General features: G+C 75.1%; 15 protein-coding genes and 1 pseudogene. 5 read left to right on the forward strand and 11 right to left on the reverse strand.

Annotated elements, in window-relative coordinates; translation table 11 throughout:
• Positions 1 to 434 precede the first annotated feature (434 nt).
• The 5 genes from ACIF8T_RS33710 to fabG all read right to left on the reverse strand — a co-directional run bounded on the left by ACIF8T_RS33710 (position 435) and on the right by fabG (position 5,234).
• Positions 435 to 953 carry a hypothetical protein gene (locus ACIF8T_RS33710; protein ID WP_400040409.1) on the reverse strand — a complete coding sequence of 173 codons (519 nt, stop codon included), beginning with the start codon at positions 951 to 953 and terminating at the stop codon, positions 435 to 437.
• A gap of 110 nt (positions 954 to 1,063) precedes the next feature.
• Entirely contained in the window at positions 1,064 to 1,747 is a 684-nt protein-coding gene (gene ung / locus ACIF8T_RS33715; RefSeq protein ID WP_400040410.1) for a uracil-DNA glycosylase, read from the reverse strand.
• Positions 1,748 to 1,838: 91 nt separating this feature from the next.
• A complete protein-coding gene (locus ACIF8T_RS33720) occupies positions 1,839 to 3,425 on the reverse strand; it encodes an ABC transporter substrate-binding protein (RefSeq protein WP_400040411.1) in 1,587 nt (528 codons plus the stop codon).
• Positions 3,426 to 3,701: 276 nt separating this feature from the next.
• Complete coding sequence (locus ACIF8T_RS33725) at positions 3,702 to 4,460, reverse strand: SDR family oxidoreductase (RefSeq protein WP_400040413.1); 759 nt, start codon at positions 4,458 to 4,460, stop codon at positions 3,702 to 3,704.
• Between the two features lie 12 nt (positions 4,461 to 4,472).
• The gene (gene fabG, locus ACIF8T_RS33730) at positions 4,473 to 5,234 is read right to left on the reverse strand and encodes a 3-oxoacyl-ACP reductase FabG (protein ID WP_400040415.1); all 762 of its coding nucleotides are present in this window, start codon (positions 5,232 to 5,234) and stop codon (positions 4,473 to 4,475) included.
• Between the two features lie 999 nt (positions 5,235 to 6,233).
• On the opposite strand from fabG, the gene ACIF8T_RS33735 reads away from it, so the two are divergent.
• Positions 6,234 to 6,839 carry an excalibur calcium-binding protein gene (locus ACIF8T_RS33735; protein WP_400040416.1) on the forward strand — a complete coding sequence of 202 codons (606 nt, stop codon included), beginning with the start codon at positions 6,234 to 6,236 and terminating at the stop codon, positions 6,837 to 6,839.
• Positions 6,840 to 6,872: 33 nt separating this feature from the next.
• Here ACIF8T_RS33735 and ACIF8T_RS33740 read toward each other — a convergent pair whose 3' ends face one another.
• Both ACIF8T_RS33740 and ACIF8T_RS33745 read right to left on the reverse strand, forming a co-directional pair.
• Positions 6,873 to 7,289 carry a DUF3037 domain-containing protein gene (locus ACIF8T_RS33740; RefSeq protein WP_400040418.1) on the reverse strand — a complete coding sequence of 139 codons (417 nt, stop codon included), beginning with the start codon at positions 7,287 to 7,289 and terminating at the stop codon, positions 6,873 to 6,875.
• Entirely contained in the window at positions 7,286 to 8,041 is a 756-nt protein-coding gene (locus ACIF8T_RS33745; protein ID WP_400040420.1) for a HipA family kinase, read from the reverse strand. The genes ACIF8T_RS33740 and ACIF8T_RS33745 overlap by 4 nt, the downstream gene beginning before the upstream one ends.
• Before the next feature lie 205 nt (positions 8,042 to 8,246).
• On the opposite strand from ACIF8T_RS33745, the gene ACIF8T_RS33750 reads away from it, so the two are divergent.
• Both ACIF8T_RS33750 and ACIF8T_RS33755 read left to right on the forward strand, forming a co-directional pair.
• Positions 8,247 to 8,735 (forward strand): Rieske (2Fe-2S) protein, encoded by a 489-nt coding sequence (locus ACIF8T_RS33750; protein WP_400040422.1) that lies wholly within the window; start codon positions 8,247 to 8,249, stop codon positions 8,733 to 8,735.
• A 217-nt stretch (positions 8,736 to 8,952) separates the two neighbouring features.
• Positions 8,953 to 9,420 carry a pyridoxamine 5'-phosphate oxidase family protein gene (locus ACIF8T_RS33755; RefSeq protein WP_400040424.1) on the forward strand — a complete coding sequence of 156 codons (468 nt, stop codon included), beginning with the start codon at positions 8,953 to 8,955 and terminating at the stop codon, positions 9,418 to 9,420.
• Between the two features lie 40 nt (positions 9,421 to 9,460).
• Here the strand turns inward: ACIF8T_RS33755 and ACIF8T_RS33760 are convergent, their stop codons facing one another.
• Positions 9,461 to 10,363 carry a LysR family transcriptional regulator gene (locus ACIF8T_RS33760; protein ID WP_400040426.1) on the reverse strand — a complete coding sequence of 301 codons (903 nt, stop codon included), beginning with the start codon at positions 10,361 to 10,363 and terminating at the stop codon, positions 9,461 to 9,463.
• A 74-nt stretch (positions 10,364 to 10,437) separates the two neighbouring features.
• Between ACIF8T_RS33760 and ACIF8T_RS33765 the strand changes: the two genes are divergently transcribed.
• Complete coding sequence (locus ACIF8T_RS33765) at positions 10,438 to 11,388, forward strand: DMT family transporter (RefSeq protein WP_400040427.1); 951 nt, start codon at positions 10,438 to 10,440, stop codon at positions 11,386 to 11,388.
• A 27-nt stretch (positions 11,389 to 11,415) separates the two neighbouring features.
• On the opposite strand, the pseudogene ACIF8T_RS33770 reads toward ACIF8T_RS33765, so the two are convergent.
• Positions 11,416 to 11,756, reverse strand: a pseudogene (locus tag ACIF8T_RS33770) (glyoxalase superfamily protein).
• 138 nt (positions 11,757 to 11,894) lie between these two features.
• Complete coding sequence (locus tag ACIF8T_RS33775; RefSeq protein WP_400040429.1) at positions 11,895 to 13,226, reverse strand: aminotransferase class I/II-fold pyridoxal phosphate-dependent enzyme; 1,332 nt, start codon at positions 13,224 to 13,226, stop codon at positions 11,895 to 11,897.
• A gap of 35 nt (positions 13,227 to 13,261) precedes the next feature.
• Between ACIF8T_RS33775 and ACIF8T_RS33780 the strand changes: the two genes are divergently transcribed.
• On the forward strand, positions 13,262 to 13,954 hold the full coding sequence (locus ACIF8T_RS33780; RefSeq protein WP_400040475.1) for a pyridoxamine 5'-phosphate oxidase family protein: 693 nt from the start codon (positions 13,262 to 13,264) through the stop codon (positions 13,952 to 13,954).
• A gap of 180 nt (positions 13,955 to 14,134) precedes the next feature.
• Here the strand turns inward: ACIF8T_RS33780 and ACIF8T_RS33785 are convergent, their stop codons facing one another.
• Positions 14,135 to 15,094: a DMT family transporter gene (locus ACIF8T_RS33785; RefSeq protein ID WP_400040477.1), complete on the reverse strand. Its 960-nt coding sequence runs from the start codon at positions 15,092 to 15,094 to the stop codon at positions 14,135 to 14,137.
• Positions 15,095 to 15,163 lie beyond the last annotated feature (69 nt).

Consider the following 15,163-nt stretch of genomic DNA (forward strand, 5'->3'; position numbering starts at 1 on the left):
CGGCCCCGCCCGGTCCCCGGAACCGGCCGCGCCCCCGTCGCGCCGCGTCCCCGCCCCGGCAGCGCCCGCACCGGAGCGCGGGCAGCGGGCCCCCGGACTCCAGGACGGGCCCGCGCACCCGCGGCCCCGACGGCCGGAGGCCCCGCGCCCGCAGCACCCGCAGCACCCGCCCGCCGCGGTCCCCCGCCTCCCGGGGGTCCCGCGCGACGTCCGCGGCGCCGCCCCCGGCGACACGGACGTGTGCGCGCTGGGCCGGACGTACGGGGGCTGGCGGGCCGACAGCCCGGAGGCGCGGATCTGCCGTCAGGCGTACGGGCCTTGAGGCGCCGTCCGTCCCGGAGCCGGTCCGGCGGCGCGCCCCGTCAACCGCCCGGGGCGGGCGGGGCGGGCGGGGCGGTGTCCGGGCCGTCCCGACGGGAATGGTCGGACAGCCCCTAGAGCCGCTGCCGGGGCGGCCCCCAGGTCCCGCCGCCCTCCCCCAGCCGTGACTCCAGGCTGCGGATGGCCGCCCGCACCCCGTCGCCGTACGGGTCGTCGGCCAGCGCGTGGGCGGCTCCCCGGGCCCGTCGCAGGTGGGTCCGCGCGGCCTCGCGGCGGCCGAGCTTGACGTAGTCCGCGGCCAGGTTCAGGTGGAGCGAGGGGTACAGCGCCCGCACGGCGGGCACCGCGTCGTACCCGGCGGCCGCCGCGCCGCCGGGTCCGGCGGCCTCCTCCGCGGCCGTCAGCGCCCGCAGGTCCCAGGCCAGTTCGTCGGCCGGGTCGTCCTGCGTGTCGGCCAGGTAGTGGGCGAGCGTGCACCGGTGCAGCGGGTCCCCGTGCTCGCCGATCTCCGTCCACAGGTCCAGGAAGCGGTGCCGGGCCTCCTCGCGGTCGCCCGCGTGGTGCAGCATGACGACCTGCCCGATCCGTGTCAGCACGGCGTCCGGCGCCGCCTGTTCCCGTCGCTCCGCCACCGCGCCCTCCGCACCGCTCGCCGGCTGTCCGACCCGACGCTAGCCGCAGGCGCGGGCGATCCCCGTCAGGCGGCACCGGGCCGGCCCGGCGGGGACCGGCCCGGCGGCGCTCAGCCGAGGTTCGGGATCGTCCAGTCGATCGGCTCGTGCCCCTGCCGGGCCACCGCCTCGTTGATCTGCGTGAACGGCCGGGAGCCGAAGAACTTCTTCGCCGACAGCGGCGAGGGGTGCGCGCCCTTGACCACGGCGTGCCGGGTCTCGTCGATCAGCGGGAGCTTCTTCTGCGCGTAGTTCCCCCACAGCACGAAGACCGCCGGGTCGGGCCGGTCGGCGACCGCGCGGATCACGGCGTCGGTGAACCGCTCCCAGCCGCGGCCCTTGTGCGAGTTCGCCTCGCCGCCGCGGACCGTCAGCACCGCGTTGAGCAGCAGGACGCCCTGCTGGGCCCACGGCATCAGGTAGCCGTTGTCGGGGATCGGCAGGCCGAGCTCCTGGTGCATCTCCTTGTAGATGTTGCGCAGGGACGGCGGGATGCGGACCCCCGGCCGGACCGAGAAGCACAGCCCGTGGCCCTGGCCCTCGCCGTGGTAGGGGTCCTGGCCGAGCACCAGGACCTTCACCCGGTCGTACGGCGTGGCGTCCAGGGCCGCGAAGACCTCCTCGCGCGGCGGGTAGACGGGACCCTTCGCCCGCTCCTCCTCGACGAACTCGGTCAGCTCCTTGAAGTAGGGCTGCTGCAGCTCGTCGCCCAGAACCCCGCGCCAGGACTCGGGCAGCATGGCGATGTCGGTCACGTCAACGTCCTCACGGTGTGCGGTCACTTCCCGGCCACAGAACCTACAGGCGGCCACTGACAACCGGGCCGGCGTCCGGCCGTTCCCGGTCCTACCAGCTGGTCTTCCGGGACAGCTCCCACAGCATCATGATCGTCGACGGGTCCAGGGCCCGCTCCGCGCCGGAGATGTCCCGGCTGGCGGCCACGTACTGCCGGCCCTGCCACAGCGGCAGCAGGCGCACGTCGTCCACCAGGATCCGCTGGGCCTGCTCGAACTCCTTCACCACGTTGGCCCGGTCGCTCTCGCGGCGGGACCGGGGCAGCAGGTCGCCGGTGATCCGGGGCGCCGGGTAGGGCGTGCCCAGGGCGTTCTGCTCGCCGACGAACGGGGCGATGAAGTTGTCGGCGTCGGGGAAGTCGGGGAACCAGCCGCGTCCGAACACCGGGTACTCGCCCTTCTGGTAGCCCTCGACGTAGGTCTTCCAGGGGCGGCTCTTGAGGGTCACCGTGAACAGGCCGGAGTCCTCCAGCTGGCGCTTCAGCTCCTCGAACTCCGCGGCGGTCTCCGAGCCGTAGCGGTCGGTGGTGTACCAGAGGGTCAGGGGGACGGGCTGGGTGATGCCCGCGCCGGTGAGGATCGCGCGGGCCTTGGTGACGCTCGGGTCGCCGTAGTCGTCGAAGAAGCCCGTGGTGTGTCCGGTCAGGCCCTTGGGGACCATGGAGTACAGCGGGTCGACGGTGTCCTTGTAGATCTTGTGCGCGATCGCGGCCCGGTCGACGATCTGGGCGACGGCCTGGCGCACGGGCTTCTTGCCCGCCCACGGGTCCTTGGGGTTGAACACCAGGTAGCTGATGTCGGTGCCCGTGCCCTCGACCAGCTGGAGCTCCTGCTCCTCGGCGGTCCGGGTCTGCAGGCTGATCACGTCGCCGGCGGCCAGGCCGCGGTAGGTCAGGTCGATCTGCTGGTCGCGCAGCGCCTTCACCATGGGGGCGGACTCCCGGAAGTACCGGATCGTCACCGCCTCGTTCCGGCGCTCGGCGAAGCCCTTGTAGCGGTCGTTGCGCCGGAGTTCGGCCTGCTTGCCGTCCTGGTAGGACTCCAGGACGTACGGACCCGAGCCGACGACGTCGCCGCCCTCGCGCAGCGCGTCCTCGGGGTAGTCGTCCGGGGCGACGATCGACATGGCGGGCGTGGCCAGCACGAACGGGAAGGTCGCGTCGGGCTTGTTCAGGCGGAAGACGACCTCGCGGTCGTTCGGCGCCTGGACCCGCTCCAGGCTGCCCAGCAGGCCGGCGGGGCCGCCGTTGACGTTGATCTTGCGGATGCGGTCGATGGAGTGCTTGACCGCCTGCGCGTCGAGCGGATCGCCGTTGGAGAACGTCAGGCCCTCGCGCAGCTCGCAGCGGTAGACCTGGTTGGAGCTGTCGGAGAAGCCGCACGCCTCGGCGGCGTCGGGCTGGGGCGTGGTCGCCCCGACCGGGTAGCTGAGCAGCGTCTGGTAGATGTTGCGGAACAGCTCCCAGGAACTGTCCCAGGAGGCGGCCGGATCCAGCGTGCTGGGGGCACTGGTCGTGCCCACGATGATCGGTCCCTCGTCGTCGGGGGTGTCGGACGACAGGACGCCGCACCCCGACACCAGGGACGCCAGGGACGCGATGGCCGCCACCCGCCGCAGGCACCGGTTCCGCTTGAACACGCGCACGCTCCTCGATCTGCCGTACCAAGGGTCGGCAGACCATACCGCAGCGCCACGCCGGTCGGACCGCCCCGTACGGGTACTGAGATCCGGCCGTCCGATGACGACGTTGTCATCTGCCTGTGCGGCTCCTGTACGCCGGCACGGGCGCCGTCCCGGTCGACGGACGCCCGTGCGGGACCCCGCGCCCGGGGGCCCGGGGCGGGGGTGTCCGGCCCGCGCGGGCCGGGCCGCGCGGGCACGGGCGGGGCCGGGCCCCGCCGGTGTGCGCGGGGGTCAGGCCACGCCGGCGTTCAGGAAGATGCCGCCGTCGACCACCAGCGTCTGGCCGGTGACCCAGTCGGACTGCTCGGAGGTGAGGAACGCGGCGGCGCCCCCGATGTCGGAGGGCACGCCGAGGCGGCCCAGCGGGTAGGCCGCGGCGGCCTCCGCCTCCCGCCCCTCGTACAGGGCCTGGGCGAACTTGGTCTTCACCACGGCCGGGGCGATCGCGTTGACCCGCACCTTCGGCGCGAACTCGTGCGCCAGCTGCGCGGTCAGGTTGATCATCGCGGCCTTGCTGACCCCGTACGCGCCGATGAAGGGCGAGGGCGCGAGGCCCGCGACGGAGGCGATGTTCACGATCGCGCCGCCGTTGTCCTTCTGCCAGGCGTGCCAGGTGCGCTGGGCGAAGCCGAGGGCGGAGATCACGTTGGTCTCGAAGACCTTGCGGGCCACGTTCAGGTCGAGGTCGGCGATCGGCCCGAACACCGGGTTGGTACCGGCGTTGTTGACCAGGTAGTCGACCCGGCCGAAGGCCTCCATCGTGCGTTCGACGGCGGTCGCCTGGTGGGCCTCGTCGTGGGCCTTGCCCGCCACGCCGATGACCCGGTCGGCGCCGAGCTTCTCGACGGCCTCCTTCAGGGCGTCCTCGTTGCGGCCGGTGATGCAGACCCGGTCGCCGCGCGCGATCAGCGCCTCGGCGACGCCGTAGCCGATGCCGCGGCTGGCGCCGGTGACGAGGGCGACCTTGCCGGAGAGTTCCACGGAAGTCATGTGCGTGTTCCCTTAGTTGAGCGGTCCGCCGGCGACGTACAGCACCTGGCCGGAGACGAAGCCGGCCGCGTCGCCCGTGAAGAAGGCGATGGCGTTGGCGATGTCCTCCGGCCGGCCGACGCGCTGCACCGGGATCTGGGTGGCGGCGGCGGCCTGGAACTCCTCGAAGCCCATGCCGACGCGCTCGGCGGTCGCCTTGGTCATCTCGGTGACGATGAAGCCGGGGGCGACGGCGTTGGCGGTGACGCCGAACTTGCCGAGCTCCTTGGCGAGGGTCTTGGTGAAGCCCTGCAGACCGGCCTTGGCCGCCGAGTAGTTCACCTGGCCGCGGTTGCCGAGCGCGGAGGACGAGGACAGGTTGACGATCCGGCCGAAGCCCGCGTCGACCATGTGCTTCTGGCAGGCCTTGGACATCAGGAAGGCGCCGCGCAGGTGCACGTTCATGACGGTGTCCCAGTCGGAGACGCTCATCTTGAACAGCAGGTTGTCGCGCAGCACGCCCGCGTTGTTGACGAGGATGGTCGGCGCGCCGAGCTCCTCGGCGATGCGCGCGACGGCCGCCTCGACCTGCGCCTCGTCGGAGACGTCGCAGCCGACCGCGATGGCCTTGCCACCGGCGGCGGTGATCTTCTCGACGGTGTCCTTGCAGGCGGCCTCGTCGAGGTCGATCACGGCGACCGCGCGGCCCTCCTCGGCCAGCCGTACGGCGGTGGCGGCGCCGATGCCGCGCGCGGCACCGGTGACGACGGCGACCCGCTGCTCAGTGGTGGACATTGCTGCTTCTCCTCGCCCTTGGGATGCGGCTCCACGGCCCGCTCATCGGTGAGCGACCGCTTAGTACCTTCAGCAGACGTGACGCTAGAAGCCCTGGCACCCGGTGTCAACGGCCGATCGGGTGTGTGTGATCCATTACCTGGGGTGAGGGTGGCCGGAGCGGTGCGGGCCGGGGGTGAAACCGGCCGGGCGGGCACGGCGGCGGCCGGGGGTGGGCGGTACGGCTGCGGAGGGGGACGGGCACGGATGCCGGGGCCCGGCGGGCAGGGCCATCGGGACTCGGCAGGCACGACCGCCGGGCCGCCTGCCGCGGCCGGCCCCCTGGGCAAGGCGTGCGTGCCGTGGGCCCTCGCCCGAGGTGACCGACCGCCGGCGGAATCCGGCAGCCGCCTCCGCACACGACCGGCCACCGTCACCAGTCGTGCCCTCGGTACGGCCCCCGAACAGCCCTACCGACCCTGCCGGCCCCGCGGCCTCCCCGAGCAGCCCCGCCACCCCTGCCGGACCCGGCCCCTCCAGGCAGGCCCGGCCGCCGCTACCGCACACGACCGGTCACCGCCCTCCCGCATGCCTCCGGCACGGCCCTCCTAGCAGCCCTGCCGCCCCTGCCGGACCCGGCCCCTCCGACCAGGCCCGGCCGCCGCCACCGCACACGACCGCTCACCGCCCTCCCGCATGCCTCCGGCACGGCCCTCCTAGCAGCCCTGCCGCCCCCGCCGGGCCCGGCCCCTCCGACCAGGCCCGGCCGCCGCCACCGCACGCGGCCGAGCGCCGTCAAAACGGGCCCGTCGGTACGCCCCCGCGCAGGCCGTACCCGCCCCTGCCGGGTCTGTCTGCGCCGCCCCGCGCCCGGCAGGCGCGCCCGTGCCGCGCCCACCCGTCCGGGCGACCGCCGCCGGATACGCCCCGCACCCGATCGGCCTACGGCTGCGCGCCTCCGCGCCGCGGCGCCCCTAGCGTCGGAGGGCGGGCCATTCGTGGCCGGAAAGGAGGCGCTCCATGCGCCGTCGCACCGGTGCCGGCGGCACGCTGCCGGTGATCGCCGCGATCACTCCGATCGCCGCGTTCGCCGTGCTCGTGCCGTGGGCCGATCCCGCTCACGCACAGGACCCGGACTGCCGTGACTTCGCCTACCAGGAGGACGCGCAGGCCGCCTTCGACGCCGATCCGGGCGATGCCGGCCGGCTCGACGAGGAGCAGGGCCCAAAGGACGGCATCGCCTGCGAGGCGCTGCCCCGTCGCACCGACGGCCTGACCTCCTCCACCTCCCGCCCCGCGCGAACGTCGGCTCCCCCCACACCCACACCCACGCCCAGCGCCACCCCTACCTCTACCCCTACCCCTACGCCTACGCCTACGCCCAGCGTCACCCCTATGCTGCCGCCCCCGCCCAGCGTCACCCCCACGCCGTCGCCCACCCCCACCGTCCGGCGCGGCGCCACCGCCGCGGCCACCCCGACCGCCGCCCCGCCCCGCGGTGTGCGGGGCGGGATGGGAGGCACGTCGACCTCCGGGCCGAGCGGGTGGGACATCGGCGTCGGCACGGTCTTCGTCACGGGTGCCGCGCTGACCACCTTCTACCTGGTGAGGAAACGGAAGGGCTGAGACGCGGCGGGGCGCTGCCCGGCCGGGCGCCGGTCACCGCACCAGCAGGTCCAGCAGCCGTTCGGTCTCGGCGTCCGGGTCGGCGGTGAGGCCGGTGTGCACGGGCCCCGGCTGGACGACGGTGGAGCGCGGCGCGATCAGCCAGCGGAAGCGCCGCCCGGCGTCGTCGCCGCCCGCCTGTCCGGCCGCCTCGCCGCCGGAGCACACGCCCTCGACCGCGCGCAGCGCGGCCCGCACGCCGGCCACGTCCGCGTCCGGGTCGAGGGCGAGCAGCCGCGCCTCATCGAGGTGGGTGCGCGCGCCCAGGTAGGCCCGGGCGCGGCAGTACACCAGCACCCCGGCGTTGACGCACTCCCCGCGCTCCACGCGCGGGACGACCCGCAGGAGGGCGTACTCGAAGACGTCCCGGCCGCCGCCCTGGCCGGCCCTGGTGATGTGGCGCTCGGTCACTTGACCCCCTGGACGCGTTCGTGGATGACGGCGGCGCGGGCCAGCAGCGGCCGCGCGTAGGCCCGCCGGAGGTCGTCCGGCGTGTCGAAGCCGGGTTCGCCGGCCAGCCAGGTGTCCGGGATCTCGGCGGTGACCTCGGCGAGGAGTTCCTCGGTGACCAGCGGGGCGAGGGCGGCGGCGGCCGCCGCGACGTCCGGCGCGAAGCGGGCCAGCGCGTGGTCGGAGGCGTCGTACGGCCGGGCGGCGGAGGTCGCGGCGCCGGGCCAGTTGTGGTGCCAGATCATGGTCGCGCCGTGGTCGATGAGCCACAGCTCGCCCCGCCGCACCAGCAGGTTGGGGTTGCGCCAGGAGCGGTCGACGTTGTTGACCAGGGCGTCGAACCAGACGATCCGCCCGGCCTCCTCGGGGCTCACCTCGAAGGCCAGGGGGTCGAAGCCGAGCGCGCCGGAGAGGAAGTCCATGCCGAGGTTGGTGCCGCCGCTGGAGCGCAGCAGCTCCTGCACCTCCTGGTCGGGCTCGCCGAGCCCGAGCACCGCGTCGAGCTCGACGGTCACCAGCCGCGGCACGCGCAGGCCCAGCCGGCGGGCGAGTTCCCCGCAGACGACCTCCGCGACGAGCGTCTTGCGGCCCTGTCCCGCGCCGGTGAACTTCACGACGTACGTCCCGAAGTCGTCGGCCTCGACGAGTCCCGGCAGCGAGCCGCCCTCGCGCAGGGGCGCGATGTAGCGGGTCGCGATGACTTCCTTGAGCATCGCCCCAGGTTACTGGCGCCCGCGGACGCGCCGGCCGTCGCCCTTGCCGCGTGCGGCGCCGCAACCGACAGTGAGGAGACATCCGTGTTCCGCCCGTCCCCCGTGCCGGACGGGCCCCGGTTCCGGCGGCGTCTGAACGGGCGCCCGGCCGGGACCGTACCTCTCGGCAGATCACGCAACGCAACCTCCCGAAGGGAACGCCGGCATGACCAGCGCATCGTTCAGGCCCACCGCAGGACCGGCCCGTCGTACCGTCGTGGCGGCGACCGGAGCGGCGGGGCTCGCCGCCGCGCTGACCGCGTGCGGCGGCTCGGACGGCGATACCTCGGGGTCGTCCGCCTCCGCGGGCGCCTCCGACGCGTCGGGCGGCGCCCGGGACGGGGGCGGCCCGAGCGGCGGGGCGGCCGGGACCGCGCTGGCCTCGACCGCCGACATCCCCGAGGGCGGCGGGAAGGTGTTCGCCGACCGGAAGGTGGTCGTCACCCAGCCGACGGCGGGTGAGTTCAAGGCCTTCTCGGCCACCTGCACCCATCGCGGCTGCGCGGTGAAGAGCATCGCGGACGGCGTCATCAACTGTCCCTGCCACAACAGCAACTTCTCGATCACCGACGGCAGCGTGCAGAGCGGCCCGGCGACCGAACCGCTGCCCGCCGTGCGGATCACCGTCAGCGGGGACTCGATCACCCTCGCGTGACACCGACACCGACACCGGTGTCGACACCGGCGCCGGCGCCGGACCGTACGGCGCCGCCGCCCGCCCCGGCCCGGAGGCCGGCCGCCGTTGCGGGCGGGGGCCGCGCCACCCATCCTGTCCTGACGTGCCGCCGGCCGGTCTGCGGCGGCACGGCGGGAAGAGGAAGGGCCGCGGGACCACCACGGAGGCGGCCGCACGACCACCACGGAGGAGCCGGATGACCGCCACGCAACGCCGGGGCCGCAAGATCATGATGACGCCGGGGGAGCTGGACGAGTTCCTCACCGCACAGCGCACCTGCCGGGTCGCCACGGTGTCCGCGGACGGCGCCCCGCACGTGAGCACGCTCTGGTTCGCCTGGGACGGCACGTCGATCTGGCTGTACTCGGTGGTGCGCAGCAGGCGGTGGGCCGACCTGCGCCGTGATCCGCGGGTGGCGATCGTGGTCGACACCGGCGAGGAGTACGGCGAACTGCGCGGCGCCGAGTTGTCCGGACGGGTCGAGTTCGTCGGCGAGATCCCCCGCACCGGCGAGCTCTGCGCCGAACTCGACCTCCCCGAGACGCTGTTCGCCCGCAAGAACTTCGGCCTGGAGGAGCTGCCGCACGACGGCCGGCACGCCTGGCTGCGGCTGACGCCGGAGAAGACCGTCTCGTGGGACTTCCGCAAGCTGGCGGCCCTCTAGGGCTGTCCGACAATTCCCCAGGACCCGGTGCCGGGCGGTCTCAGCCGAGCCGCTCCCCCGCCGCGCGCAGCGCCTCCACCGCCGCCCGGATCGAGGGGCGGCGGTCGGCGTCCGCGCGCCAGACGACGTACACGTGCCGCCGCACCCGCTGCCTGAGCGGGACGGTCACCACCCCGGCGGGCACCGGGTGGCGGCCGAGCAGCGGGGCGATGCAGACGCCGAGCCCGGCGGCGACCAGGTTGAGCTGGGTGTGGGTCTCGGCCGCGCGGTGCCCAACGATCGGTTCGATGCCCTTGGAGCGCAGGGTGAACATCAGCCACTCGTGGCAGAACTCGCCCTTGCCCCAGGTGATCCACTCGTCCTCGGCGAACTCGGCGAGGTCCGCCTCCGCGCGCCCGGCGAGCCGGTGGCCGACGGGCAGCGCCACCTCGGCGGGGTCGTCGAGGAGCGAGGCCTTGACCAGGCCGTCGGGCAGCGGCATCGGCTTGTTGTACCAGTCGAGCACCACGGCGAGGTCGAGGTCGCCGCGCACCACCCCGGCGATGCCCTGCTCCGGTTCCAGCTCGCAGGAGCGCACGCGCAGCGCGGGGTGCTGCTCGCGCAGGGCGGCGAGGGCGACCGGGAACAGCCCGCGCGCCGCCGTCGGGAACGCCGACAGCCGCAGCTCGCCGACCACCTGCCCCCGGTGCGCCTCCAGGTCCGACTGGGCGAGCTCGACCTGGGAGAGGATGCGCGCCGCGTGCTCCGAGAGCAGCCGCCCCGCGTCCGTGAGCCGCACGCCCCGGCCGTTCCTGGCCAGGAGCTGCTGGCCCGCCTCCCGCTCCAGCTTGGCCATCTGCTGCGAGACCGCGGACGTGGTGATGTGCAGCGCCTCGGCCGCCCCGCTGACCGAGCCGTGCCGGGCGAGGGCGTCGAGGGTCCGCAGGCGCTCCAGGTTCAACATGTAAGCGATGCTACGAGATACCCGGCGCGAATTCTCGATTGTGCTACGAGGTTGTCGTCCCGCATCGTTGTCCCATGACCACCCACGTCCCGTCCGCCCCGGCCGCCACCGCCGGCGCCCCGGCCGCCCGCACCGCCGCCCGGCCCCGCCTCGACTGGCGTCTGCGTTTCGCCGCCCTGTCCCTGATCTGGGGCTTCAGCTTCCTCCTGATCAAGGTCGGCACGCACGGGTACGCCCCGTTCCAGGTCACGCTCGGCCGGCTGGTGTTCGGGACGGCGGTGCTGGCGGCCGCGATGGCGGTGAAGCGGGAGCGGCTGCCGCGCGGTGCGCGGACCTGGGGGCACCTGACGGTCGCCGCGTTCCTGCTCAACGCCCTGCCGTTCTCCCTGTTCGCGTACGCCGAGCTGACCATCCCCTCGACCCTGGCGGGCATCTGCAACGCGACCTCGCCGCTGTGGGGCATGGCGCTGTCGCTGGTCGCCCTGTCCGAGGACCGCCCGACCCGGATGCGGGTCGCGGGACTGGGCCTGGGCTTCCTCGGCGTGCTGACCGTGCTCGGCGCCTGGCAGGGCTTCCACGGCCTGGACGCGACGGGCACGGCGATGGCCCTGCTGGCCTCGCTCAGCTATCCGATCGGCTGGATCTACGTCCGCCGCACCCTGGCGGGCACCGGCCACTCCCACCTGTCCATGACCGGTGCCCAGCTCCTGCTCGCCACCGTCCAGCTGGCCGTCGTCACTCCGCTGTTCACGACGGCGCCGACCGATCTGGCCCTGCCCTCGCTGCTCGCGATCGCGGCCCTGGGGGCGCTGGGCACCGGACTCGCCGTGCTCATCCAGTACGGCCTGGTCGCCGAAGTCGGCCCGACCACGGGCCAGATGGTCACGTACTTCATCCCGGTCATCGCCACCGCCGCGGGCGTCGCCCTCCTCGGCGAGTCGCTGACCTGGTCGACACCGGTCGGTGCGGTGATCGTCCTGGCGGGCGCGGCCCTCACGCAGGCACGGCCCCGGCGGGAGGGCTGACCCGGCCGGCACCGGGAGCCCCCGGCCTCACTCCCGGGGCTCCGTCGGCGTGCCCGCCCGCAGGCGGTTGCCGTCGGGATCGCACAGTTCGACCTCGCGGGCCCAGGTGTCTCCTCGACCGGCACCCCGAACCCGGCGGCGACCGCGTCGGCGTCGGCCACCCGCGGGTACACCGGCGTGTCCGGCCGGGCGTCCCCCGCGTGTTCGGACAGGAACAGCCGGACCCGCCCGCGCGCGACCTCCCCGAAGGCCGGCAGGCCGGGCTCGAAGCGGCGCTCCCACCGCTGGGTGAAGCCCGGGCGCCCGTACCGGCGGACGGCCCGCGAGGCGTCGGTCACGCGCGGCACCGGAATCGCTCGCTCCGCCATGCCGCCATGATCCCGAACGCCCCTCCCCGTGCGCACGGGTTCCCGGCATCCGCCCGCACCTCTCCTCGCGCACAGGGTTCCGGTACCTGCCCCTGCGGTCCCCCGCGCACGCCCGCCCCTCCCCCGCTCACGCCCCTGTCAGGCATACGCCCGCACCGGCGCCGGTCCCACGGCCGCGGCGACGGCCGCCGCCAGGGGGCCGGTCTCGTCGTCGGTCAGCGTCGAGACGGTGATGCGGACGCCGGGCGGGGCGCTCATCCGGAACCGGGCGCCAGGCGCGACGGCCCAGCCCGCGTGCAGCAGCCGGGCGACGGCTCCCGTCTCGTCCGGCACGGGCACCCACACGTTCATGCCGCTGCGCCCGTGCGCCGCGACGCCGTGCCGGGCGAGCGCGTCGATCAGCGCCCGGCGGCGGCGCCCGTACTCCGCCGCCACCGCCGCTCCGTCGACGGCCCCGTCCGCCCACAGCCGCACCACCGCGCGCTGCGTCAGCCGGCTCACCCAGCCGGGCCCTAGCCGTTGCCGGCCGCGGACCCGGTCGACGGTGACGGCGTCCCCGGTGAGCACGGCGAGCCGCAGGTCGGGGCCGTAGGCCTTGGCGACCGAGCGCACGAACGCCCAGTGCCGGGTGGTGCCGGCGAGGGGGTGCAGGGGGAGGTCGACGATCCGGTGCCCGTGGTCGTCCTCGACGAGGAGGGTGTCCGGGTACTCCCGGAGCACCGACTTCAGGTCGCGTGCGCGCGGTGCGCTCACCACGGCCCCCGTGGGGTTCTGCGCCCGGTCCGTGACGATCAGCGCCCGCGCGCCCCCGGCCAGGGCGTCGCGCACGTCGCCGGCACGCGGCCCCTCGTCGTCGACGCCCACGGGCACCGTCCGCAGTCCCAGCGCCGGGACGAGGTCGAGCACGCTGCCCCAGCCGGGGTCCTCGACGGCCACGGTGTCGCCGGGTCTGAGGTGGGCCGCGAGCACCCGCTCGACGGCGTCCAGCGAGCCGGAGACCACGGCGAGCGGCCCCCCGGGCACCCCGTCGGCGTCGAGCTCGGCCCGGGCGATCCGGGCCAGCTCCGGCTCGACGGGGTCGTCGCCGTACAGCACCGGGGTACGGTCGCCCGCCCCGGCCGCCGCCGCGAAGGCGTGCGCGAGCGGCGGCAGCAGCGCCGGGTCCGGGTTGCCGTCCGACACGTCACGCACCCCGGCGGGCACGTCCACCCGGATGTGGTCCCGCCCGGTCGTGGCCGGCGCGGGCCGCACCCGGCTGCCCCGCCGCCCCGCGGTCTCGATCACCCCGCGCTCGCGCAGCGTCCGGTACGCGGCCGCGACGGTGTTCGGATTGACCCCGAGGCGCTCCGCCAGCTCCCGCATGGGCGGCAGCGGCTGCCCCGGCCGCAACGCGCCGGTCCCCACCGCGTGCTCGATGTCCGCGGAGATCTCCGCTGCGCGCCGCCCACTGATCCGATACTCTCCTATCACAAAACCAATTATGCACTAGTGCAATGGAGACCGCCATGCAGGGGACCGCGCCGACCGACCCGACGCCGCCGCAGCCCGCCGCCTACACGCCGACCGACCGCACCGTCCCCACCCGTGCCGCGCACAAGGCGTCGTACGACAAGGACCTGGTGCACGCGATACTCGACGAGGGCTACGTCTGCCATCTGGGCTTCGTCCGGGACGGCGCGCCGGTGGTGCTGCCCACGCTGTACGGCCGGGTCGGCGAGCGGCTCTACGTGCACGGCTCGACCGGCTCGCGCCCGCTGCACGCGGCGGGCCGGGCCGCCCCCGGCCTCCCGGTCTGCCTGACGGTCACGCACGTCGACGGCCTGGTCCTGGCGCGCTCGGCGTTCCACCACTCGGTCAACTACCGCTCGGTGGTGGTGCACGGCCTCGCCCACCAGGTCACCGACCCCGGGGAGAAGCGGGAGGCCCTGGACGCGCTGGTCGACCACGTCGTCCCGGGCCGCTCCCGCGACTCCCGGCCCGCCAACAAGAAGGAGCTGGCGGCCACCGCGGTCATCCGCCTCGACCTGGACGAGGTCTCCGCCAAGGTCCGCACCGGCGGCGTGAACGAGGAGCCCGAGGACCTCGCCCTCCCCCACTGGGCGGGCGTCCTCCCCTTGCGCAAGGGCTACGACGCGCCGGTCCCGGAGCCCGACCTGGCCCCGGGCACCGCACTGCCCGACTACCTCGCGGCCCTGTGACGCCGGTCCCGTCCGCGCCCGCCGGCCGGCCTCCTCGTCCAGGACCGGATCACGGCGGGCCGACCGGGCGGTACGGGCCACCGCCCGTACGGCACGAAGGCGCGTGAACGCGGCGCGAGGGCGGGAGGCCCGGCCCGGCACCCCGTCGGACCGCCCGCCCGGCACCTTGTCGGAGCGAGGTCACGCCGGCGCGGGCCGCTCCTCCCGGGGCCGCGCGCCCCGCGCCTCCCCCACCGCCAGCCCCGTCACCGAGCCGAGCATCAGCAGGGTGCCGGTCACGGTGGCCGAGGTCAGGTGCTCGCCGAGCAGGACGACGGCGAGCACGGCCGCGCTCACCGGCTCCAGCAGCATGATCACGGACACGGTGGCGGACCGTACGACGGCGGCGCCCGCGAAGTACAGGCCGTACGCCAGCGCCGTCGGGATCACGGCGACGTACGCCAGCAGCCCCAGCAGCCGGGCCGGGTCGGCGGTGTGCGGCAGCAGCCCCTCGGCCAGGGCGAACGGCAGCAGGCACAGGCTGGTGACGGCGAACGCCCCGACGGACGTCCCGGCGGCGTCCACCTCGCCGTCGCGGCCCCAGCGGCGCGTGAGCAGGGTCATCACGCTGTACCCGGCCGCCGACAGCAGCGCGAGGACGACACCCCACGGCCTCACGGCCGTCTCCCCGCCGCCGAGGGCCAGGACGGCCAGACCGGCGAGCGCCCCCGCGACGGCGGCGGTTCCGCCGGCGCCGAGCCGCTCGCCGAGGGTCAGCCGCGCGCCGAGCGCGATGAGCACGGGCCCCGCGCCCAGGGTGACGACGGTGGCCACGGCGAGCCCGGTGGACTCCACCGCGGCGAAGTAGGCGGTCTGGAACACGGCCAGACCGAGACCGGTGGCACCGACCCGGACCGCCGAGCGGCGCAGCGGCTCCCGGACGGAGCGCGCGCCTCGGGCGGGACGCGACCGGCACAGCCGGACGCCGAGGAGCAGCGCGCAGCCGGCCGCGCAGCGCCAGAACGACAGGGCGACGGGCCCCATGTCGCTGGCCCGGTAGACCAGGGAGGCGGCCGCGCCGGCGGTGCCCCAGGCGGCACCGGCGACGATCAGGTAGAGGAGGCCCCGCCCGACGGGCAGGCCGGAGACGGCGTTCGACATCGACACGTTTTCTTCTCCGCGGACGCGCGAGAGGCGCGGAAGTTCGGGAGGACCCCGACGCGGCGGGGT

It is taken from the genome of Streptomyces sp. NPDC085946, from assembly GCF_044540485.1.
Classification (GTDB): Bacteria; Actinomycetota; Actinomycetes; order Streptomycetales; family Streptomycetaceae; genus Streptomyces.

Excerpts from the sequence above, each read along its gene's own strand:
- ACIF8T_RS33725 (WP_400040413.1), bottom strand. The coding sequence starts at position 4,460 with ATGACTTCCGTGGAACTCTCCGGCAAGGTCGCCCTCGTCACCGGCGCC.
- fabG (WP_400040415.1), bottom strand. The coding sequence starts at position 5,234 with ATGTCCACCACTGAGCAGCGGGTCGCCGTCGTCACCGGTGCCGCGCGC.
- ACIF8T_RS33735 (WP_400040416.1), top strand. The coding sequence starts at position 6,234 with ATGCGCCGTCGCACCGGTGCCGGCGGCACGCTGCCGGTGATCGCCGCG.
- ACIF8T_RS33745 (WP_400040420.1), bottom strand. The coding sequence starts at position 8,041 with ATGCTCAAGGAAGTCATCGCGACCCGCTACATCGCGCCCCTGCGCGAG.
- ACIF8T_RS33750 (WP_400040422.1), top strand. The coding sequence starts at position 8,247 with ATGACCAGCGCATCGTTCAGGCCCACCGCAGGACCGGCCCGTCGTACC.
- ACIF8T_RS33755 (WP_400040424.1), top strand. The coding sequence starts at position 8,953 with ATGACCGCCACGCAACGCCGGGGCCGCAAGATCATGATGACGCCGGGG.
- ACIF8T_RS33760 (WP_400040426.1), bottom strand. The coding sequence starts at position 10,363 with ATGTTGAACCTGGAGCGCCTGCGGACCCTCGACGCCCTCGCCCGGCAC.
- ACIF8T_RS33765 (WP_400040427.1), top strand. The coding sequence starts at position 10,438 with ATGACCACCCACGTCCCGTCCGCCCCGGCCGCCACCGCCGGCGCCCCG.
- ACIF8T_RS33780 (WP_400040475.1), top strand. The coding sequence starts at position 13,262 with ATGCAGGGGACCGCGCCGACCGACCCGACGCCGCCGCAGCCCGCCGCC.
- ACIF8T_RS33785 (WP_400040477.1), bottom strand. The coding sequence starts at position 15,094 with ATGTCGAACGCCGTCTCCGGCCTGCCCGTCGGGCGGGGCCTCCTCTAC.